Genomic DNA, 22,698 nt, shown 5'->3' on the forward strand with positions numbered 1-22,698 from the left:
ATAACGCGACTTTTTGGTAGAATAATTAGTGGACATGTTCATCTGCTTTCTATACTGAGTTGGAGGATTCTAGTATATCAGACGAACATGTCTTTTGTGTTGCACTTCATTTTACAACGCGGGATGACACATTCTCTCAAATAAAAATCAATATATGAACACTTTTCTTATCTTACTCCTCCTCCCACTATTCTTTAATTAGTTGTTCTTCAATCATAGGTTCTAGACCATATTCAATTAAAACATCAACTTTACGTTGAGCATCAAAACGTCCGACATCATGGGCAACGTAATGAAGAATTTTAGCTGCCACCTCATTAACTGTGTAGGTGAAATTTTCTTTTAAAATAATATAAGTTAATGTTGCGAAAGGATCAGCATCTTCATATCTCTTTAATTGTTTCTCGAAATTTGAATCAATTAGTTGCATGATATTATTAGCATGTGAGTCATCAATTGACATGAATTGAATTAAGCAATTCAAGAAAACATGTCCTTTCTTAATGCAATTCTTACACAAGTCGTCCCCAGACATTTCATAAATATAGTTCTCAACATCCGAGTCAAAGATTTCTTGTGATATTTTACTCCATATAATATTTTCAAACTCTTTGTCACTTCTCATACTCATCCACTTATTTAATGCATTTAACATTTCTGTAGCATCTTGATATCGGTACTCTGGATTCAAATTAGTAGCTTTTTCGCTAATAGAACGAAAAGAATGTGAATAAGTGTTAGGATCTCCTGTCATAATAAAATTAATAATTCGGCCAAGGGAATAGACATCACTTCTTTTATCAGCATCTTTTAAAAGAGTTAATTGTTCAGGGGCACAATAAAACAGTTGCCCAAAAGACGCAGTATCCATAGTTTGATGAGACGTTAGTACATTTAAGCTTTTCCCTAAACCAAAATCAGCAATCTTGATAATCCCACCGACTGAGAAAATATTTGTCGGACTTAAGTCTCTATGTAAAATCTCTCTTTGATGAACAATAGACATGGTATGTAGTATCTGTCTAATGATATTTATTTTCGAATCTTTAGGCAGATCACTTTCTCCAATAAAGTCAGCTAAGGTAGTGTCAGCCTTTTCCATTGTATATGAACAATTACTATCATCAAAATCATATACTTTTATGATACTCTCAATATCTGAGCAAGATTTTGTTATTTCATATTCACGTTTTAAGCGGCTTCTAAGAGCTTTTCTCTTGATGGCATCATCGCTGAGCTTTTTCATCACTAAACCAGTAGATTTTTGAAGGTAAATAACTGCAAACCCACCTTTACCAATTTCAACTAGATCATCATTGATTTCAAGTAAGAAAAACTTGTTATCCCTTCTAGAAATTATTAAGCCGTAGACAGAACATATTTTATTGACTGCTTCCAATACTTTCTGTTGATGCTCCAATGCATCGACTTCGCTAACTTTTCTTTCAGTCAAAATATAATTTTTACTGAGTATAATATTTAAAAATTCATTTACCCTACCACTGGAAGAAAAATCTAATAATTTTTCGTTAACGTATTTCCATCTAGTATTGAAACCTTGACCATAAATGTCCTTATAATGAAAATGAGTATTAAAAAAAGATACTAGTTGAGGTCCAGATTTATACTCAAAAAAATTCTCCTCATCACCGCAAAATATTTTTGATAATTTTTCATAGAACTCTAAATTTACGGGCATACTTTTCTCCTAAAATACTTGCGAAAATACAGAACAGATCTGCGCTCCTTCAAATTCTAGAAAATATTTTTAAATAAATTGTATTTTTGTCAAACTCTTGGTATAATATAAGTAACTCATCGACCTAGTAGTTGAAGGAGATCGCGGAAACGTCCTTAATCATAAGGGCGTTTTCTGTTTAGTTGTCTTTATATTTATGGTACTCCTTTAATTTCTTCTCAAGAACATTATCATAATCAATATAAAAGGCAGTTACTAATAAATAATAATTTTTTCTTTCTTCTAAAACTATAAAATACCTATCAACAGGGTTAAGCAAACAAATTCTAGTTTTACTTTTATAGGGACGCTCATAAATCAAAAAACAGCTTTGGTTACACAATTGGGTATGTTCCGTTTCTATAGACGGTCTCAACCAACATAGTCTCTCACTTCTTCTCAAATCAGGAAGTCTTTCTTGAGATTTCTTATCAAAATTCTTACAAGTCAGATGGAAATAACTATCTTCTCGATCATTATAAAGAGGAAATGTTTTAAGCGCTACTAGTTTTCCTCTGAAGTGAACTTTATAATCATATAACTCTTTTAAAAATATTTCGTGATATAAATAGTTATCATATTTTTCAAAATCACCATAAAAATCATCTAATGTAATAATAGGCGGAAGAGCTTGGCACTGATTAATATTATTGCTATTCATTACTCAACTCCATTTTAAAAATATTGAATTTATGAGCATTATAGTTTGTGTTAGATATTAGATCATGTGCTGCTCTCTTAGAAACTAGACCACAAAGTTCAGCCCTAGCATGACTAGTTCTAAATCCCCTATTCCTATATGCAACAGCTCCGATTAAGAGATCAGCCAACTGCATTATTGAATTTTCATGTGATCGGATTTGCTGGATATTTTTAATATTTTTTTCCGTTTTATTCCATGAATTAAGAATTTCTTTTAGTTTGTTAACTTTAAAAATACTATTCGTATCTTTTATATCAATGAAAACATTAACATCATCCTCAAAAAGAAATTTTCTTACTAAATAAAAATATTGTTTATAATAGAAATCATCATGAGTCTGATTATATTTTTGATGATTTAATTTGTCTTTATCTATCATCACAACTCTAAAATTAAGATACTCATTGTCAAAAAAGTAATTAACTAATTCTTTATAATATTCCAGCTTTGATTGAGACACCTTCCTCCATTTAATTTCAGTATAAGAAGATATTCCAAATTTCTTCTTGATCTCTTTAATTTCTTTATAAACAACATTTCTTGCATAATCTGGACAAGAAATTCCACCTATAAGCATTACTTTTTCATTATCGTTTTCTAAATGACACGATTCATCACAATATAGATTTAACATGCGCTGTTTTACTCCTAAAAGATGTATTTTTTATTACAATTTTTTATAATTTTTTTAGCAATCCCAAACCAAATATCTAGAATGAAGATCGGTCTTTCCATTGCTTTCTTTTTCTTCAATAAATGAATCTGAAAAGTACTCTTTTAAATCTTCCCAACAGAAGTTTTCTTTAAGACCTCGATTTCCATCTGAAGGAACATTTAGAGAAAAAGTAGCAAATACAGTTTCACAAGTTCTTCTAGGGAATTTTGCTAAGTATGAATCAAAGAATGACTTAGAATATCTATAATGATGTGTATGAATAAAGTCTTTCCATGTATCTAGTACAGATTCCTCATCAGCAATATCTATTACTGACACTTCTTCTAGTTGTCTTTCCTCAACTCTTCCCCAGGCTTTCTTCATTAAATTGACAGCTTCTACATCACTTTTCGGAGCACTATATCCAAAAATAGTTAGCATATATGATTCACTAATAAAGTAATCTAAAGCTTCCCAACACCAATCGATATACTTATCCGAAGAATAATTTTTATTTTTCACTGGATACAATAACTTTGTTGGCTTGAATCTATTAAGACATTTTGGACAGGTATAATCCAGAGTTCCAAATTCAATATGTTCTTCACAAAAACCAACAGCAACATTGCCGTGCAAACAAAGTATATGCGGTAGATTTTCCGTTATTTTAGAACACCTAACATATGCCTGAATAAGTAATGGATCCCAATTAAATGTCGCTATACAGTCCTTATTTGTTAAACTTAGGACCAACATATCATAAATGGTTGGTTCATCAGGTAACTTTAATGAGGCAAAATAACCATAGAGTCGTTTCTCAAGCTCTTTAACTATCTCGGAACAATCTTCTCTTTCATATAATTCTGAATAAATATCTTCCAAATTATCACTAGTAGTTTGCAACTCAATTCCTATCAACAACTCTTCTAGATCAAGCTTCTTTATCAATCCGTTCATTACGGAAGACTCTTTACCATTTTTATCACCATTAGGAATTGTTGCAATTGTAGCTCCAGCTCCAAGAATTACTGTATGTGGCCTCATATTATCTCCTACAGATATTATAATCCCATTATACCACGAAAGAACTTAGTAAAATCACTAACATATAATATTTTCCTACTAAAACTTAATAAAAAATGAACAATTGAATTCATTTTTCAATTTATTATTTTACTGATAGTGTACTTTATATTCCACTAAATAATAAAGTACAAAATAAAATAAAGTACATTTTCAAAATAATGTACTTTATCGTTCTATTTTTATCATATCAATACTTTAACTACTATTACTAGTAAAGTACATAATTTTTTAGTTTTACGTTTTTCGAGTCACAACTAAACCCAGCCACATAAAAGACGTTCAGGCAGCTGGGTTTTATTAAAGGCTGGTCTTATATCCCTAATTTTTTCGCTTCGTGTTCAATATTTAGTAGGAAATCTTCTGTTTCCTCCTTTATGATTTCAGAAATGATCTGGCCGTCTTTCATGAACAGGCAGCGTTTTCCATAGGAGGCTACATGGCTGTCATGGGTGATGAGGATGATGGTCCTTCCTTCTTGATTTAGTTTTTGGAAAATACTCATAACTTCTAGGCTCATTTGGGAATTGAGTGCTCCTGTTGGTTCGTCCGCAAATATGATATCAGGCTGATTAATAAGCGCCCGACAGATACTGGCACGCTGGAGCTGACCGCCCGATACTTGGCGGATATCCATATCTGCCAAATCTGCTATTGCCATCGTTTCGAGTAAGTCATAGGCATGTTGGTAAATCTCTTTTTTGGCTTCTTTTTTTAGCTGGAGAGCTGGCAAAACGATATTGTCAATAAGGGAGAGATTGCTGAGAAATTGATTTTTCTGAAAAACAAACCCCATGTTTTCTAAACGCAATTGACTTAACTGGTTGTCAGATAACTGGCTGAGTGACTGATTATTAAGGGAGACATCTCCGTGCTCGATTCTGTCTAAACCGCTGATTTGGTAAAGAAAGGTCGTTTTTCCGCAGCCTGACGGCCCCATGATGGTCATAAAATCACCTTTATGAACGGTTGCATTGATATCGGTTAAAACTTGGTTCTTTCCGAAAAATTTAGATAAATGCTGAATGCTTAACATGGTATGACCTTTTTCCTTTCTGATGATCGAGTTATTCGTTTCTGTAGGCTAAGAATGACTGCTTTTTAACAGGAATGAGTGCCATATAAGTGAGGATGGCAATAATAAGGAACAAGACGCAAAAATAAACGGCGAGTTCAGTCCAGCTCATGGCGACAAATGATAATTGCTGAATACCAGAATTTAGCAGACCAAACAGACTACTAATAAAGGGTTCTCCTAGATACTGTACCAATAATATTCCGCTGAAAGCACCAAGCAAAGAATTGATGGCCAGCGGATAAAGTTCCTGTAAATAGACAGAACTAAAGGATAATCCCAACATGCGCTTAAATATGAATTCTTTGAGATTGCGATTAACATGTAAACTTAAAAATAAGAAGAGAAGGCTGCCAAAAATCAGCAAACTCACTCCTAAAGTGGTATTTGAAGCCTTTTGCAGCTCTTGAATCATTCCGCCTAGGGTTTGCTGAACAATTCCTTTGGCATCGTTAATGCGGTAGCCTTTCTTACCAAGCTTCGATGTTAATAGTTGCAGTATTTTTTTCTTCTGATGGTGGTTGGTCAGCCGGAGGTAGAAAATGTATTTTTGCGAATGTGCCTGACTGAACTCACTGGGTAATTTCGCTGTTTTTCCACCATTTGTAATATCCTGATAGAGTCCGACGATTTTTGGAGAAATGGATTGCCCATTCACTGTCAGAGTGAGTTTATCTCCTAGACCCTTCCCTAATTCCTCGGCTGCTAAAAGAGACAGAGCAATTTCCTGATTATTTCTAGCTGCATGCCCTTGGGTATAATGCAGTTCTTTTCCTGAATCCTGCCCCATATCTACTGAGAGACTGACTGTATCTCCTTGTGATGAGGCGGCCTGCAGTTGTGTTCTTCTGATTTCAGAGAGAGATACAGATTGGCTCTGTGAAATCTTTTGTAGGGTCTGCCTCGCAGTTTTTGCTCTTGCGTAGACTCCTTCTCCTTCTGTTACTTCCAAAGAAATATCGTATTTGGTGCTTCCCATGTAGGTAATGAATTCTGGCGCATTCATGGTATGAATAAGGCGAGAAGGCAGGAGGATAGTTAGACTTATAAAAAGACAGAGCCAAAACGGAAAAGCATAACCGTTTTTGAGCTTTCTTCTTGTTATTAAGAGGTTGGCAGACAGATGGCGGACAGGAGGAAATTTCCTTTTTTTCCTACGCAAGACAAAGCCATTTCCCTGAACAAGGAGATCCACAACACTTGCTTTTTTAATACGATTCAAAATTATCCAAGAATAGAAAGTGATGATGCAGAAAAGTAAGATTGCAATCACAAAGCCTAACATACCATCGACTAATGAGAGAGCTGTCTGGCCAAAGGTTTCCCTGATTCTTTGCGTCGTTACAGGTAGAAAAACAAGAGCCAGAGAGTAGCCTATTAAACTACCTAAGCCAGCCGTCAAGACTATCTTTTGCAGATAGAGCTGTTTGATAGTCCTGTTGGGCAGACCAATAGCCTTTAACAGTCCGATCTCGCCGCTTTCAGCCTCAATCTCTGCTAGTAAAATAAAGCGAAGGCAAATCAGTGTAATAACAAGCAGCAAACCTCCTGCTAGAAGGTAGATGGCTGCAGTGGCCAAATCTGTTAAAGCACTGAGAAAAAAGAGTATGCGATAAGTCAAGGATGAGCCGTTTTGTGGTAAATTTGCTTTCTTATAGGCCGATTGATAGCTGTCTGCTTGTCCTGTATCGTTAAAGTAAGTTTCGATGATGACTTCTTTTTGAGAAAGATTTTTTGTTAACTCTGCAAAGTCAGCATCGCTCACTAAAAATCGTGTAGAGGAAGCCAAGGTTGAGTTCATCTGGGCATCGTGAGCAACCTCTGTAATGGTAAAGGTTTTGCTAAATGTACCCTCTTGAATACGAAGCCGATCACCAATTTTCATAGAAAATTGATCCCGTAAAATTTTTGGAACGGCTACTTCTCCCGATTTTAACGCTATTTTTTCATGCTGTGCATTTAAGAGCAGATCGTAGGTTTTATTCTGTTTGACAAAGCTAATATCCAGCTGTGAATCCGCTAAGGCATCGCGCTTTTTGCTTTGGTGATAAACGGTCAGCTGCTTTCCTTCGACATTTAATAGTTGCACAGTCTGCCAAGCTTTGACACCTGAGTATGATTGATTAAATTGATCAATCTCTTCTTGGTTTAGCTGACCGCGGTGCATTTGGATGAAATGAGGCGGCTGGGCTACTTGGTACATATCAGAAATGCTGGATACCGTCTGTTTTGTGAGAAAGAAAACACTACAAGCGATAAAGAGAGACAGGCTAGTCAGACCAACTAATAACAGATTTTTGATAGGATGCCGCTTGAGGTCACTTTTTAGGAGTTTGTAGAACATGTGACACCCCTTTACTCTACTTTCATTTGCTTGATTGAGCGATTGCTGCCGATCAATAGTGAACTAAGGATCAGGCCAATTCCTGATATAATCAGCATAAGTCCGATTCCTCTGCCCGCTCCGCTTCCAATCAGTTGTCCAATAGTTCTTGCTAAGGCACCTTGTTTGGCCATCAGGGGTTCAAATAGATGGTCTGCCAGAAATCCTGCACACAGATAGGCAATGATAGTACCGAATTGGGTGATAAAACTAATCATTCCCCAGATTCTGCCTTGTAATTCATTAGGAATGGTTATTCTGACCAGCACATCGGCACAGGTATTGACAAAGGCCAAAGTCATAAAGAAGAGGAAAATTGTGATACCGACCCACCATATATTCATGACAAAACCGGATAATCCAATGAAAAGACCTGCTAATAATCCAGTCCGTGCTAAAATGACTGCATGCTGCTGATGAATGCCTTTGATCCCAATCCAGAGACTGCCGACTAAGAGTCCTACTGTGCAAAGAGCTTCCATGATTCCAACAGTTTGCGTATCAGCCATGTTCAGTACCAGAGGTTCGACTAAAATTTGAACCAGGCCGATAAAGAAACAGACCAAGGTCATCATAGCAATTAATGCTTGCAAGCCCTTGTAGTTCCGAGTAAGTCTCCAAGTTTCTCCTAATGATATCTTTTTCTCTTTGTCTTTTTGAGTTGAAATTTTTATTCCTTTTTTAACACAGAAAATCAAGAGGACAGCTACTAGGAAAGAGAGGATATCCAGCCAAAGAATAAAACGAATATCGAAGTAGGCTAGAAAGAATCCGGCTAAGGCAGGAGAAATTAAATAACGTGAACTAGCTGCCAGTTGAACCATACCGCTTGCTTTGGCATACTGATCTTTGGTCAATAAATCGCTCACTGTTGCACGATAGGCTGGCTCAACCAAAGACGAAAAGACAGCACTAATGGTTACACCGATATAGATGGGACTTAAATTGGTTGAGCCGATATTCAAGTTCAGTACGATATAAAGCAAGCCTAGGACTGAGAAGCTGTCACCAATCATCATCAAGGCTCTCCGATCATAGCGATCGGCTAAAAAACCGCCAAATGGAGCTAACAGAACAGTTGGCAAAAATGCCAGTAGGGTTATAAGAGAAACTGCGGTTACACTATTTGTAACCTTCAAAGCGTAAATAGTCATAGCAAAGGCAGACATCCCTCCGCCAATACTGGAAATCAATTCCCCAAACCATAGGGTGAAAAATTTTTTCAATTTTGCTCTCCTTTGAATCATATCTTTATACGTCGACCAACGGTCGGTTGTGGTCAAAAATAAAATTGTAACAAGGGCAATTTTATCTTAGTGAATGGTTCAATTCTCAATACCAAGTTGCTTGAAGAGGAAGAATTGAAAAGCCTCAAGCAATTGCTGCTGCTCCTTCTTATCCAGCTGAAAAATTCCGTCATCAAAGAGTGTTGCTACAGCAGCAAGTACGATTTGCACCAGTTGTTTAGGATAGGGACAGTCAAATTGGCCAGCTTGCACCCCTTCTTCAATAATACCTGTTAGCAGAGGCGTCACTTCGTGCAGGATAGCTTGTAAGGATTTCTGATGGAGGAGAGCATTTTTGGGTTTGTGCATATCTTCCAGCAGCTTTCCGCCATAGATATCTGTAATATTCATACTTTGGAAAGCCTCTACCAGCTTGTCCATTGGATCCTTGTTTGGCATATTGATAACAGCTGCTACTCTTGATTTCAGAACGGCAGTCGCTTCATCTACAACAGCTTCCAGTACTTCCTCCTTAGATTTAAAATAGTAATAAAATGTCCCCTTGGCAATCCCAACGACCTTCAAAATATCGTTGACACTTGCCTTTTCAAATCCTTTTTCTTGAAAGAGCTGGGTAGCAGCTGCAAGAATCTCACCCCGGCGCTCATCGTACCCTTTGACAATTCTCATGCTTCCTCCTTCGTAACCGACCGATGGTCGATTTCTCAAATACAGCATAACATAACCCTTGTATTTCTGTCAAATCTAAATATAGCCTGCTATAAATAGGAATCTTTTCGCGCTCGTCTATGGTAAAATGATGATAGCTCATAAGATTTCCTTTCGTCAGATGTTTGTTCAACCTTATTTTATTAGAAAATCTTATGGTTTTTTATTGTGCACACTTATATTGTAAATTCAAGACCAAATAATACTATAAACCTTTTAGTCATGACTTTTTCAGCAGGTAATCATCGATCGCTTGAGCGCAGCCGCCGCTGTCATTGTCATTAACAATAATATCAGCTAGGCTTTTAATTGAGGGATTGGCATTTCCCATAGCAATTCCTAATCCTGCTTCACGAATCATGCCCTCGTCATTATCATCATCACCGACAGCAATAGTCTGTGACAGAGGTATCTCAAGCAGCTGAGTCAAACGAACTAAAGCGTCCCCTTTTCCCACACCTGCTGCCATCAGCTCAAGGCCACTTTTTTCTGCCTTAATCATGGCAATAGAGTCTTGGGAAAGCAAATTATCATAAGACTGATCTCGATGCTCTGCCGTTAAATGATAAATATTGATCTTGCTAAAATTTGCTCGCTCTCGGGCCATCAGACTGTAAATATCGTCTACCAAGATTGCTGTTTTTTGATAAAGCTCTGTATAGATTGACATGTGGTAGCTAGCAATGTTTTCTAGGTGAGACCGTTGAAGATAGCCTTGACCATCAATCACTCCTACAACCATCAAATTTTTGGGTTTCGCCATTTCTCGGATATTATCTACTGCTTGAGCAGGCAAATTCTGCTTGGCAAGAACTTTCTGCAGCTCAAAATCATAGATAAGTGAGCCATTAGCCAGAATGCCATAGCGGATACCTTTCAAGTTCTTTTGATAGAGATTCAGTTCTGACAAGGATCTACCTGTTGAAAGGACAACTTTGCAGTCGGATGCACATGCCCGTTCTATAGCCGCAGTACTGCTCGCTGCGATCTTTTTTTGACTGGTTAAAAGTGTTCCATCCATATCAAAGGCGATTAATTGATACATAAGTTTTCTCCTTGACTGATTTTTGATTTCATTATAGCATAATCACACCATCAAAAATAAGTCGAGATGCAAAGTTAAAATGATCAACCCTTCGGCAAATTTCATCATGGTTAATCAGACAGGTAAACATTTTGGCAATGAGTATGGCAGCCGTGATGAATTATCTCAAGTTCCCTAACAAGACTGAGCCATTCTTTGGGGTAATTCAAGACGCACTTCCTTATCTCAACCACACCTTCAAAACGACTTTGAGCACTTTTATTCGCTATAAAAACTATATCACTAATGCCATTCATGGAACGGCCTTATTCTAACTCAAAACTAGAAACAACCAATAAATTCATAAAAGATATCAAACGGAATACTTTTGGCTAGAAGAACTTTGATAATTTAAAAAACGTGTTTACCTCGCTTTGAACAGTAAAACGGTCTGGGAAGAGACCGTTTTAGCTTGTCTCCTAAAAATTTAAAAGAGCCAAAAAGAGAGGACGAATTTCGTCTCCTCTCGTGTTTAGCTATATGCCGCCCACTACAGTTGACAAAGAGCCAAAAAATCCCTGCCTATGCAGAGATTTTTCAGGAATTGTTCTGGTAATATTTTTATTTTATCAGTCAACGCTTTTGAGGGCTTCCAGCATATCAACCTTCTTTAGTCTGTGATTGACCAGCCAGCCTAATGCACTTAGAATCACGATAATGGCTACTACTGGAATGAGATAGACAGACCAAGTTAACGAGTCATTAAAGCTGAAATCATTTCCGCCCATCTGGCTGATCAAAAGTCTGTGGAGTCCAAATCCACCAATAAGGCCTACCAGAATACCGATTAGCGACAGGGTGATGGTCTCACGATAGATATACATGGTGACCTCTTTACTGTGGAAACCGAGCACCTTGATGGTTGAGAGTTCACGAATACGTTCAGCTACATTGATGGTGGTGAGATTGTACAAAATCACAAGGGCCAGTAAAATCGAAACGATAATCAAAATCAGCATGACGCTGTTGAGAGAGTCCACTACTTTTTCCAGAGAATTGACCATGGCAATATTCTGTGAAACAGCTTCTACTCCTTTAACATCCAACAAATCAGTCGACAGTTTTTTTACCTTGCTGTCTGAACTATTTTTAACCTGTAAGAGATAGGCGTTGGTTGATAGATCAGTCTTAAAGGCTTTTTGGTAGTAATTCTGTGTCATAAAGATAAAATGGCCTGTATAGATCTGAGCAATGCCAGATACTTTCAAGGAGACCTTATGGCCATCCTTATCGATATAATCAAAGTGATCACCGGCCTTTACCTGATAGAGTTGGGCGAGTTTTTCAGATAGAATAACCCCATCATCTGATAGTTTGAGTCTTTGGTCTTTGGATGATGATAGATTAATCATGCCAGAAAAGTCTTTATTCGGTGTTACTAGGCTGATTACCGTTTGGTCCTCTGTGACATTTTTAATCGTCTGTTCATTCGTTTCATAGTAGATGTCTAAGTTTTTACCGAAGTCTTTGGAAGCAATGGCTTTTTTGACAGCCGTTTTTTCCTGAGAGGTTGCTTGCTTGTTGCGAACGGCAATCATGTCGTAAGAGAAAATCTGTCCGAACTGCTTGTCAGCAACTCCGGAAATGGACGATTGGATACCCAATCCAGCAAATAATAAAGCAACTGAGCCAGCCACCCCAAAGATGGTCATCAGCATGCGCTGTTTATAGCGAAAGATATTACGAGCAGTGACCTTGTGTGTGAAGCTGAGACGATTCCAGAGGAAAGTCAGTCGCTCTAAGAGAATCTTAGAACCCGCTGCTGGCGGTTTGGGCAGTAAGAGCTGGGCTGGTTTATCGCGCAGCTCACGATAAGCTACCCAAAAAGCTGGTAGAATACTGGAGAGAATGGCTAGGCCCAATGCTAAGAGAATGTAAGAAGCATGAGGAGACAATTCCATCTTATTTAGGGTCAGATCGCTCATAGCGATATTGCCGATATTGACAGGGAGGTAATAGGTACCTGCTATCACTCCTAGGATCGTTCCGACAATACCAGCTGTAGCGCCATAAATGACAAATTTACGGATAATATCGCGATTGGAGTAACCAAGGGCCTTGAAGAGTCCTGAATTTTGCCGTTCCTCATCGACAAAACGTGTCATGGTCGTAAAGGTGACCATGGCAGCAACTAGGTACAAAACAATGGGAAACAGATCAGCGACGATTGCGATACTATCAGCTGTTGCCGAAAAAGAGGTATAGCCATCGCCACCTGGAAGCGTAGAGCGTGTGTAGCTGGTGTAAGCTGGTTTGTTTAATCGTTCTTTCTCTTTTTGAGCAGCAGCAATCTTCGCTTGTGCCTGACTGATTTGCTTGCTGACCTCTGCTGCTTGCTGAGGTGATGATTGAGATTGAGCTCCTGCTTGTGCTAATGAACCTTTGACCTTATCTACCTGCGCTTGCTTCTTATCAATTTTTTCTTGAGCATCAGCTTTGAGGTCAGCCAAACGCTTGCTACCATTATCTTTGAGAAAGTCATTTAGGTCTTTTTGGTGGTCGGCTAGTCTCTTCTTATAGGTATGCTTAAAAGGATTAAGTCCAGTCAGATCATTATAACGAATGCGAGCGATACTGTAGACATGACTGTCGAAGGCTTCTGGTAAAGCAACAGCATAGCCTGATAGGCTGCCATCACCAGCTGTTGAGCTGCCCAAGCTGGTCTTGGAGAGGATTTCTGTTGAGTTGACAAAGCCTGTGATCGTGTAGGTATCATATTTTAATGAGTCTTTATTACCTCTTTTAAAAGTAATACTATCCCCAATCTTATAATCCTTGCTGTAGGACTTAGATAGAGCAATTTCTTTGGCCTTTTTAGGAAACCTTCCTGATTTAAGTTCATAGCGGGAGATATCATTGCTAGCATGATCATAGGAGAAAATACGAACAGCGTCTGTATGATCTTTGATCGTGACATCATTTAGGTAGCCGTACTCCACTGTTGCTCCCTTGATGGCAGACAGCTCCTTTTGGTCGTCCTTACTCAGTCCATAATCGGCCATAACGCTTAGGTCCATCGTGTGATACTTGGATAAGTAGTCACTGGCAGTTGTTTGCATATCGGGTGTGGTCGACTTGAGGCCGACTAGGGCAAAGGAGCCCAGCATCAATAAGAGCACAATCGAAATAAAGCGTCCTTTGGATCCTGCTATAGCTTTACGGACATCTTTCCAATAGATTTTTTTAGACATGGCTCCCTCCTAGTATTCTAGACTTGCAATATCTTGTGGGTGGGCATTGGTTTTGATGGATTTTACAGTCGCATCTCTCATGTGAATGACACGATCTGCAATAGGGGCTAAAGCCGAATTATGGGTTACAATGATGACCGTTGCTCCTTGCTGGCGGGACATGTCCTGAAGGATTTGCAGTACTTGCTTACCAGTTTGATAGTCAAGGGCACCGGTCGGTTCATCACACAGCAGGATCTTGGGTCTTTTAGCTACAGCACGTGCAATGGAAACCCGCTGCTGCTCCCCTCCAGATAATTGCGCTGGAAAGTTGTTGATCCGATTTTCGAGACCAACCTCTTTGAGAATGGTAACAGGATCCATAGCATCTTTGACAATTTCTGAGGCTAATTCGACATTTTCTTTAGCCGTCAGATTGGCTACTAGATTATAGAATTGAAACACAAAGCCGACATCATTGCGGCGGTAATTGGTCCGCTGGTGTGAATTGAATTGGGCAATGTCAGTGCCGTCGATGATGACCTGCCCTTCATCATTGGTGTCCATTCCTCCTAGGATATTGAGCAAGGTCGATTTTCCTGCTCCCGAAGATCCAAGGATGATCACCAGCTCTCCTTTTTCAATTTCAAAATTAACATCGTCATTGGCTGAGATAGTGGTATCCCCCATGTGGTAACGCTTGATAGAATGTTTGACTTCGATATAGGCCATATTTTTCCTCCTTAATAAACACCTTATTGATTTATAATCGGGATTATTATATAATCACGCTGTTGATTTAACAAGAACAAAAATAAACAAAGTGTTGATTTAGGAGCCATATCATGACCCAAATTAGGCAGACTGAAACCAAAAACTATCTCAAAAAGGCTTTGGCTCGCTTATTATCTGAAAAAGATTTTGAAACCATTACCATATCAGATTTAACCAAAACAGCTGGCATCAATCGTGGGACCTTCTATCTCCATTATCGAGATAAATATGACATGATTAGCCAGATGAAAGAGGAAATGCTGACCCAGCTCTTTAATATTTTGCAAAAGGAAGACTTGGATGAAGACCCTAGACCTGTGATAAAAGAGGTGCTTGACTATCTTGTCAAGGACTTCGACTTTGTCTCTGCCATCGCCAAGACATCTTATGTCAATTTCTCCCAAATCATCAAGGATTTTGTCTTTCAGCTCATTATCAGCCATCCTAGCAACCTTGATTGGAAAAAGATTATCGCCAAGCACTATGATATTCCGGAAGATTATGCTTTAGAAGTTTACCTGGCTAGTAGTGAAAGCCTCATTACCTATTGGATCAATCAAGGAGCCGACAAAAGTACAGCTGATATGGCTGATATTATCGTAAAAATCCTCTTTTTAGATGAGCCGATTGAGCAAGATTAGGCGCTAGAGCTTGATATAGACATGAAAAAAACGAGGTTGGAACCTTTTAATTCCAACCTCGTTTTGAGTGTTAAAGGATTAATAAGCTATAAGCTACCAGTACGCTGATCATGCTAAATAAGGAACCGATGAGATAATATTCAGCAAAGGCTTGATTTTTGGAAATCATATCGTATCGGGCAATAGATTTTGCAGTAAAGACTAGGGCTATGGCTGCATACTGCCCAAGAATGAGGAAGATACCGATAATGAGTCTCTCTAAATTCCCAACCATTGCACCAGCACCTGAGATACTGCTGCTATCCTCTGGTTTTACTTGATACTTTTCAAAATAAAGCTTGAAGACGATATTGATCGGTTTGGTAATGATCAGGAAGAATAGAGCAAGCCCCAGCCAATCGAGATTTAAGCTAGGGGAGTTTTGCTGAGGGGAGAGCCACAGATAGAGTCCGATTATAGCTAGGTAGTGGCAGAGTTGATCGACAGTAAAGATATAGGATGGCCACCGTCCATTTGAAAATTTTGGTGCCAAGAAAAACTTGGCATAGTCGATAATGACGTGACTCAACCATATCAATCCCATGAAGCGCCAGCTGCTCGGTGATATAAAACTGCTCAGGACGAGCGGGATAGCAACGATACCAAGGTGCTCCCATAGGGCTTTTTGACTTATGACTTTACGATCAGCTAAGTCTTGGGACTGCCAGTGAAAGTCTGCTAACACATGGGCAATCAAAGCTAGGGTTAAAAGGGGATTGCTCTCTAGAAATTCAGCGATATTAAGGCTTTTCATCTACTTGTCTCCCTTCTCTTTTCTCTTTTGGGACTAGAGGCTTGTCTTTTGTCATACTAAGGATCATATCAGCTGCTGCCTTTCTTGAGCGTAGATACTGTTTTAATCCACTTGCCTTGAGCCGTTTGGTAAATCCACTAGGATTAATGCCTAATTTTGAGGCAATTTTTTGATGCTCAAAAGGCTCTTGATAGATCTTGTCATCGAGTAGAACTTCTAAGATAGCCCATTGATTTTTCGTCCATTTAGACTTGATAAAGTCGCCGGTTGTCAAAAGGCTATTAATCATTTCTTGCAGCTCCGGCCTATCACAGACTAAGGCAATCTGAGAAGCACCATAATCATTCTTATCGTGGATATAATTGATAGCTTCACGTGCTCTCCAGAAGGCAGGACCATCTGAGCCAATGCTCTGCTCTTTATTAATGGGGGTCAGCATCTCTCCAAGTCCTACCCCAAAGCGTAGTTCTACAGGCTTCATTGCTAGCTGTATTCTCTCGATCATTTGAAAAATATGATCTGTTGGGACTAATAAAGCTTGGAATTCATCGCCGGTTGTTATGGTGAAGGGCGACGCGATACTATCCGCATAGTTCTGATTAATACTCAAAAGTTGCTGGTGCAAGGTTTCTTGTACTTGGGCTCTATTGTTCAGTGTCTTTGACTGGATGATGTCTCCAATAATAGCAATATAGATCATCAGCACCTCCTTTTTGTCTATTTTAACAGACAAAATAAAAAATGTCTATTTTTATAGACATTTTAACCTGAAGAAAAAGTATTGTTTGCTACCATCCTTAAGTGCTATCGGACGCTAGCACCCTCCTTCGGAGTTTCATTTTACCTCTATTAATAAGTGTAATCCCAATTTCCTGTAATCAGTCTGACTAGGGTTTGAACATCATCTTTTGTTGAATCGTATCTCAAATTTGCTGAGAAATCCTTTTGAAATCTCTTATTTCGGCCTGTATTAGCATTTGTAACTGTAATATATAAGATACTATCTATATTATTATCATAGTTACTAAAATTTGTAGCTGCTACATAACTTAAAGACCGTGCTGGAATTAGCGATATATCATAATTTTTTGTCGTAAATCCAGAACTTCTGTCATATGTGGTAAATGTTTTCGGTAAAAAGGGAAGGCTATTTAAATTTTTAAAGAATCCATTCAGTTTTGCTTTATCCAAAAAGATATAATCTACATCAGAAGTTTTTTCAGTCTCACTACGAGTTACCCACATGGGTGTTGATGTTTTTTTATCTTTATACTTAAAGGTTACATTATTAAGCATCACACTAGCGCCTGGAAAATAGGGCTGAAAGAGAGTTTTAGAATCAGTTAACAGTAATAAGTCCGCTTCTTTAGGATAACTCTCCTTAGTTATTCCATAGTAATCAGTTAGATCAGTTAAAAATTCATGAGTTAGGTTGACACTATAGGCTGGGAAAGCCATTGGAAAAAATGTTATGCCATCTTTTTCAATTTTTTTGAATGGATCTTGTGTATATAGTGATTCTGCGTCATAGACTGATTGTTTTTTTCTTGAATAATCAATATAGTCGTCAAAACTATTAATCTGTTTATAATCCCCCTCGCTTACTCTAATTGAACTAGTGGCATAAAGTGTTTGGAATCGGAGATTTTGGTTGGCTCCTTCATCCGAAATATCGAGAACCTTCACATCAACTTGGTCATGACCGGGTTTTAGATGTGCTTCATCTCCCATTTCTAAGTAATTTTGGTAACGAATCATCCACATTAAACTTCCAATAATAATGCTACTTGTAATAATCGTAACGATCCAATTTATCCACTTCTTCTTTTTCATGTATAAGATCAATCTCCTCTTGTTTTCGTTTTTTTCTAAACCATTTGTAGGCATAATAAAGAGTCTGAGACAAAAAGCCTAGACTCATTTTAGTGATTTCTAAAGCTATCAGATTGACGCAGTGGTGGCTTGCAATCTGAACCCTAAAATAAGAGAATGTGCTGCTTACTTCTTCCCACGTTTTTTCTTAGCTTTTTTAATCTTATTAGCTTGGCGCTTCATCATTTGCTTCATGGCAAAGGAACCGACCTTACCTTTTAGACCGCCGCCCATCATTTGGCTCAGATCCATATTGCCAAGGTCTGGCATGCCAGCACCACCTGCCATAGCTGAGAGATCAGGCATACCCCCCTGTCCCATCATACCTTCCATTCCTGACATATCTTTGGGGAGTTTGTTGGGATCCAGTCCCATCTGCTTCATGGCTTTGTTCATATCACCACTCATTACTCCCTGCATCATGCTCTTAGCTTGGTTGAAATCCTTGATAAATTTATTGACCTCAACAAAGCTATTGCCTGAACCAGCAGCGATACGACGACGGCGGCTAGGATTAAGAAGATCCGGATTTTCACGCTCTTCAGGAGTCATAGATGATACAATGGCACGGCGACGAGCGATTTGTTTGTCATCTACCTTGATATTGCTGAGAGCTGGATTATTGGCCATACCTGGAATCATTTTGAGGATGTCTTCCATGGGTCCCATATTTTGAACCTGGTCTAACTGCTCGATGAAATCGTTGAAGTCAAAGGTGTTCTCACGCATCTTCTCAACCATCTCAGCGGTACGTTTCTCATCATAGTCCTGACTGGCACGCTCGATCAGGGTAAGGAGATCCCCCATCCCCAGAATGCGGCTGGACATACGATCTGGGTGGAAGGTTTCAATATCAGTGATCTTTTCACCGATTCCGGTAAATTTGATAGGCTTGCCTGTGATGTGGCGAATAGACAGTGCAGCACCACCACGGGTATCACCATCGATCTTGGTCAGGACAACCCCAGTGATATCTAATTGTTGGTTGAACTCACGGGCGATATTAGCCGCTTCCTGACCGATCATGCTATCGACAACCAGAAGGATTTCATTAGGCTGCGCTAGTTCTTTAACATCTTGAAGCTCCTGCATGAGCGTTTCATCGATCTGCAGCCGTCCGGCGGTATCAATAAGGACGTAGTCATTATGGTTTTCCTTAGCCTGGGCTAAACCGTTTTTAACGATCTCTACAGCTGGGACTTCTGTTCCCATATCGAAAACTGGCACATTGATTTGCTCACCAAGGGTTTTCAACTGATCAATGGCTGCTGGTCGATAAATGTCAGCCGCAATCATAAGAGGACGTGCTTTTTCTTCCTTGACCAGTTTATTAGCCAATTTACCTGCGAAAGTCGTTTTACCAGCCCCTTGGAGCCCGATCATCATGATAATGGTTGGGATTTTTGGGGCTTTTTCGATCTCAGCTGTTTCAGACCCTAGAATCTCGGTCAACTCCTCATTGACAATCTTGATGATCTGTTGGGTAGGATCCAGCGTATCGATAATCTCATGTCCGACAGCCCGCTCACGTACACGTTTAATAAAGTCTTTAACGACTGGAAGGGCAACATCGGCTTCCAAGAGAGCCATACGAATCTCTTTGGTGACCTCTTGGACATCTTTTTCAGAGAGCTTTTTCTTCCCTCGGATATTTTTAAAGACGCCTTGTAGGCGTTGGGTTAAACTTTCAAAAGCCATAGTTAAATTAGCTTTCCTTTCTTTTTGTGCTTAGTCTCTATTATCAATACTGGTCAAAAGCTTGATGTTCTCCTGCAGGAAGCTATCCTCAGGATATTTTTCCAATATGGTGTCAAAGATCTCGCTGCGGACGATATAGTCTGAGTACATGTGGAGCTTCATCTCGTAGTCTTCCAGTGTTTTTTCTGTACGCTTGATATTGTCGTAAACCGCCTGCCTGCTGACACCAAACTCCTCTGCTATCTCCGCCAAGCTGTAGTCATCCGCATAGTAGAGCTCAATGTAGTTCATCTGCTTGTCCGTTAACAGTGGCGCATAGAACTCAAACAGCGCATTCATGCGGTTGGTTTTTTCAATTTCCATAAGCATCATTATAGCAAAAAAATAGGGGTTTTTATAGCCTGAAATTAGGATAAGGCTGCTTTTGTAGAGGCTGTTAGTTGTTTTCTAAATAAAATTCAAATCGACCAGCTACATACTGGCTGCGGACAAACTCAAAAGCTGTGCCATCCTCTAGGTAGGAGGTTTGTTGCAGGGTCAAAAGCGCGTGTCCTGGTTCAACGTTGAGCGCTTTAGAGCGTTCTTGATTAGCGGTATCAGCTGATATGATCTGCTGACTTTTACCGATAGTATAGCCATTGTCCACCATGGTTTGAAAAAAATGATTGGTTACTTCTTCTTTTTTAAACTGGCGGATCAGGCGCTCTGGGATACTGGTGATCTCGTAGACAACAGGGATATGGTCTGCATAGCGTACTCTTTCCATACGAATGATGTAAGAATTCCCTGCTAATCCGAGGTGGCGAATTTCTTGATCATTGGGATAGGTCCTCTGATAGGAGATAAGCTGGCTTGAGGGCGTCTTTCCCTGAGATTTGATAATTTCGGTGAAGCTTGTCGTGCCTCGCATCTTTTCTTGGACACGCTGACTGGCTACGTAAGTTCCGCTGCCGACACGACGTTCTAATATTCCTTCTTGGACTAAGAGAGTAATGGCTTGGCGCAGGGTCATGCGGCTGACTTGAAATTGCTCGGACAAGGCTCTTTCACTTGGCAGTCTGCTCCCAATCTTCCAAAGTCCTCGGCTGATATCTTCCTTGATGCTATTATGAATTTTAATATAAGCTGGCAGCATAATTTCCCCTCCTGTCTATACCAATAGTCTACCATATTCTTCTTGTAAATTTAACCAGAATTCTACTGCACTTGGGTTTAAAGTGTGCTAAAATAGTTCTAATAATCTGTCAGGTGTCTGACAAAAATGGAAAGGGTTAGCGATGACTGAATTTAACGATTTAGAGAAGATTATCGTCTTGGATTATGGGAGTCAGTATAACCAGCTGATTGCACGACGTATCCGTGAGATGGGAGTCTTTTCAGAATTAAAGAGCCACAAGATCACAGCTGCTGAAGTCAAGGCATTAAATCCCATTGGAATTGTCCTGTCGGGTGGACCAAACTCCGTCTATGCTGAGGATTCTTTCGGAATTGACGAGGAGATCTTTAACTTGGGGATTCCGATTTTAGGGATCTGTTATGGTATGCAACTGTTGACAGATCGCCTTGGGGGTAAGGTTGTCCCTGCGGATGAGACCGGTAGTTCTGAATACGGACAGTCAGAGTTACGTTTGCGTACTGCTTCTCCTTTATTTGCAGGAACGCCTGACCAGCAAGTAGTGCTCATGAGTCATGGAGACGCTGTAACAGAGATCCCTGAGGGCTTCCAACTAGTCGGTGATTCAGAAGATTGTCCTTATGCTGCGATTGAAGACACGGAGCGCCATATCTATGGTATCCAGTTTCATCCAGAAGTTAGACATTCCATTTATGGTAATGACATTCTTAAAAATTTCGCTATCAAGATTTGCGGTGCTAAGGCAGATTGGTCTATGGACAACTTTATCGATCTGGAAATTGCTAAAATTCGCCAGACAGTTGGAGATCGAAGAGTTCTCTTAGGGTTATCTGGCGGAGTCGATTCTTCTGTTGTTGGTGTCCTTCTGCAACGTGCTATCGGCGATCAACTGACCTGTATCTTTGTCGATCATGGTCTGCTCCGTAAGGGAGAAGGCGATCAGGTCATGCAGATGCTGGGTGGTAAATTTGGTCTCAATATTATCCGTGTCGATGCCTCTAAGCGATTTTTGGATCTCCTAGCCGGCGTTGATGATCCTGAGAAAAAACGTAAGATTATTGGGAATGAGTTTGTCTATGTCTTTGATGATGAAGCCAGCAAACTAAAAGGGGTAGATTTCCTAGCTCAAGGAACTCTCTATACCGATATTATTGAATCTGGAACGGAAACAGCTCAAACGATCAAATCCCACCACAATGTCGGAGGCCTGCCTGAAGATATGCAGTTTGAGCTCATTGAACCCCTCAATACTCTATTTAAAGATGAAGTCCGTGCCTTGGGAACTGCTCTTGGTATGCCAGATGACATCGTTTGGCGCCAGCCCTTCCCTGGGCCTGGTTTAGCTATCCGTGTCATGGGAGATATTACTGCCGAAAAGCTGGAAACTGTCCGTGAATCAGATGCTATCCTTCGTGAGGAAATCGCTAAGGCTGGACTGGAACGTGATGTTTGGCAATACTTTACGGTGAATACTGGTGTCCGCTCAGTCGGTGTTATGGGAGATGGTCGGACTTACGACTATACGATAGCCATTCGTGCTATCACTTCTATTGACGGGATGACTGCCGATTTTGCCAAGCTGCCTTGGGAAGTCCTTCAAAAAATCTCAACCCGTATCGTCAACGAAGTCGATCATGTCAACCGCATTGTCTACGACATTACCAGCAAACCACCTGCAACAGTGGAGTGGGAATAAATGACTAAACTAATTTGAAGTGAAATGGTTGGTTTAACAGCATTTCTAAGTGCTATAAAATGTGAAAATAGAACTAAATTAATTTGGTTCCCCACCAAAAAATAATGTGCGGACTCTTAAAAAATAGCAGTATCTAAGTTATATCAAAATATCTTCCTTCAAAAGAAGGAAGATATTTTATATTTTAATTTAGACTGACTGCTGTCACGTGTTATGCAAAAAATTAGGGATTGCTAAGCGACT

At 39.4% G+C, this 22,698-nt stretch carries 19 protein-coding genes and 1 pseudogene; 3 read left to right on the plus strand and 17 right to left on the minus strand.

Annotated elements, in window-relative coordinates; all coding sequences use genetic code 11:
* Positions 1–187 precede the first annotated feature (187 nt).
* The 9 genes from AC4HAJ_RS05450 to AC4HAJ_RS05490 all read right to left on the minus strand — a co-directional run bounded on the left by AC4HAJ_RS05450 (position 188) and on the right by AC4HAJ_RS05490 (position 10,637).
* Positions 188–1,699: a serine/threonine-protein kinase gene (locus AC4HAJ_RS05450; protein ID WP_491079151.1), complete on the minus strand. Its 1,512-nt coding sequence runs from the start codon at positions 1,697–1,699 to the stop codon at positions 188–190.
* 178 nt (positions 1,700–1,877) lie between these two features.
* The gene (locus AC4HAJ_RS05455; protein ID WP_491079152.1) at positions 1,878–2,399 is read right to left on the minus strand and encodes a hypothetical protein; all 522 of its coding nucleotides are present in this window, start codon (positions 2,397–2,399) and stop codon (positions 1,878–1,880) included.
* On the minus strand, positions 2,392–3,075 hold the full coding sequence (locus AC4HAJ_RS05460) for a DUF3800 domain-containing protein (RefSeq protein WP_491079153.1): 684 nt from the start codon (positions 3,073–3,075) through the stop codon (positions 2,392–2,394). Before AC4HAJ_RS05460 ends, AC4HAJ_RS05455 begins: the two co-directional genes overlap by 8 nt.
* 54 nt (positions 3,076–3,129) lie before the next feature.
* Positions 3,130–4,140, minus strand: a complete 1,011-nt coding sequence (locus tag AC4HAJ_RS05465; RefSeq protein WP_491079154.1) for an SIR2 family protein — start codon at positions 4,138–4,140, stop codon at positions 3,130–3,132.
* A 352-nt stretch (positions 4,141–4,492) separates the two neighbouring features.
* A complete protein-coding gene (locus AC4HAJ_RS05470) occupies positions 4,493–5,215 on the minus strand; it encodes an ABC transporter ATP-binding protein (protein ID WP_491079155.1) in 723 nt (240 codons plus the stop codon).
* Between the two features lie 31 nt (positions 5,216–5,246).
* Entirely contained in the window at positions 5,247–7,598 is a 2,352-nt protein-coding gene (locus AC4HAJ_RS05475; RefSeq protein WP_491079156.1) for an ABC transporter permease, read from the minus strand.
* A gap of 11 nt (positions 7,599–7,609) precedes the next feature.
* On the minus strand, positions 7,610–8,863 hold the full coding sequence (locus tag AC4HAJ_RS05480; RefSeq protein ID WP_491079158.1) for an MFS transporter: 1,254 nt from the start codon (positions 8,861–8,863) through the stop codon (positions 7,610–7,612).
* Positions 8,864–8,962: 99 nt separating this feature from the next.
* The gene (locus AC4HAJ_RS05485; protein WP_491079159.1) at positions 8,963–9,553 is read right to left on the minus strand and encodes a TetR/AcrR family transcriptional regulator; all 591 of its coding nucleotides are present in this window, start codon (positions 9,551–9,553) and stop codon (positions 8,963–8,965) included.
* A gap of 259 nt (positions 9,554–9,812) precedes the next feature.
* Positions 9,813–10,637 (minus strand): HAD family hydrolase, encoded by an 825-nt coding sequence (locus AC4HAJ_RS05490; protein ID WP_491079160.1) that lies wholly within the window; start codon positions 10,635–10,637, stop codon positions 9,813–9,815.
* 182 nt (positions 10,638–10,819) lie between these two features.
* On the opposite strand from AC4HAJ_RS05490, the pseudogene AC4HAJ_RS05495 reads away from it, so the two are divergent.
* Positions 10,820–11,107 (plus strand): annotated as a pseudogene (locus tag AC4HAJ_RS05495) (transposase); the annotation flags it as partial.
* A 138-nt stretch (positions 11,108–11,245) separates the two neighbouring features.
* Here the strand turns inward: AC4HAJ_RS05495 and AC4HAJ_RS05500 are convergent.
* Positions 11,246–13,867, minus strand: coding sequence for an ABC transporter permease (locus AC4HAJ_RS05500; RefSeq protein ID WP_491079161.1), 2,622 nt, complete (start codon positions 13,865–13,867; stop codon positions 11,246–11,248).
* Between the two features lie 9 nt (positions 13,868–13,876).
* Positions 13,877–14,578 carry an ABC transporter ATP-binding protein gene (locus AC4HAJ_RS05505; RefSeq protein WP_491079162.1) on the minus strand — a complete coding sequence of 234 codons (702 nt, stop codon included), beginning with the start codon at positions 14,576–14,578 and terminating at the stop codon, positions 13,877–13,879.
* A 113-nt stretch (positions 14,579–14,691) separates the two neighbouring features.
* Between AC4HAJ_RS05505 and AC4HAJ_RS05510 the strand changes: the two genes are divergently transcribed.
* Positions 14,692–15,261, plus strand: a complete 570-nt coding sequence (locus tag AC4HAJ_RS05510) for a TetR/AcrR family transcriptional regulator (RefSeq protein ID WP_491079163.1) — start codon at positions 14,692–14,694, stop codon at positions 15,259–15,261.
* 70 nt (positions 15,262–15,331) lie between these two features.
* On the opposite strand, the gene AC4HAJ_RS05515 is transcribed toward AC4HAJ_RS05510, so the two are convergent.
* The 6 genes from AC4HAJ_RS05515 to AC4HAJ_RS05540 all read right to left on the minus strand — a co-directional run bounded on the left by AC4HAJ_RS05515 (position 15,332) and on the right by AC4HAJ_RS05540 (position 20,759).
* Positions 15,332–16,054 (minus strand): DUF3307 domain-containing protein, encoded by a 723-nt coding sequence (locus AC4HAJ_RS05515; protein WP_491079164.1) that lies wholly within the window; start codon positions 16,052–16,054, stop codon positions 15,332–15,334.
* A complete protein-coding gene (locus tag AC4HAJ_RS05520; RefSeq protein WP_491079165.1) occupies positions 16,041–16,754 on the minus strand; it encodes a SatD family protein in 714 nt (237 codons plus the stop codon). Before AC4HAJ_RS05520 ends, AC4HAJ_RS05515 begins: the two co-directional genes overlap by 14 nt.
* Positions 16,755–16,903: 149 nt before the next feature.
* Positions 16,904–17,887 carry a hypothetical protein gene (locus AC4HAJ_RS05525; RefSeq protein WP_491079166.1) on the minus strand — a complete coding sequence of 328 codons (984 nt, stop codon included), beginning with the start codon at positions 17,885–17,887 and terminating at the stop codon, positions 16,904–16,906.
* A gap of 165 nt (positions 17,888–18,052) precedes the next feature.
* Positions 18,053–19,624 (minus strand): signal recognition particle protein, encoded by a 1,572-nt coding sequence (ffh, locus tag AC4HAJ_RS05530; protein ID WP_491079167.1) that lies wholly within the window; start codon positions 19,622–19,624, stop codon positions 18,053–18,055.
* A 30-nt stretch (positions 19,625–19,654) separates the two neighbouring features.
* A complete protein-coding gene (locus tag AC4HAJ_RS05535; protein WP_491079168.1) occupies positions 19,655–19,987 on the minus strand; it encodes a putative DNA-binding protein in 333 nt (110 codons plus the stop codon).
* A gap of 73 nt (positions 19,988–20,060) precedes the next feature.
* Positions 20,061–20,759: a GntR family transcriptional regulator gene (locus tag AC4HAJ_RS05540; RefSeq protein ID WP_491079169.1), complete on the minus strand. Its 699-nt coding sequence runs from the start codon at positions 20,757–20,759 to the stop codon at positions 20,061–20,063.
* 142 nt (positions 20,760–20,901) lie between these two features.
* Here AC4HAJ_RS05540 and guaA point away from each other — a divergent pair, with 142 nt between their 5' ends.
* The gene (gene guaA / locus AC4HAJ_RS05545; protein ID WP_491079170.1) at positions 20,902–22,455 is read left to right on the plus strand and encodes a glutamine-hydrolyzing GMP synthase; all 1,554 of its coding nucleotides are present in this window, start codon (positions 20,902–20,904) and stop codon (positions 22,453–22,455) included.
* Positions 22,456–22,698 lie beyond the last annotated feature (243 nt).

The organism is Streptococcus sp. ALY_211, from assembly GCF_058314555.1.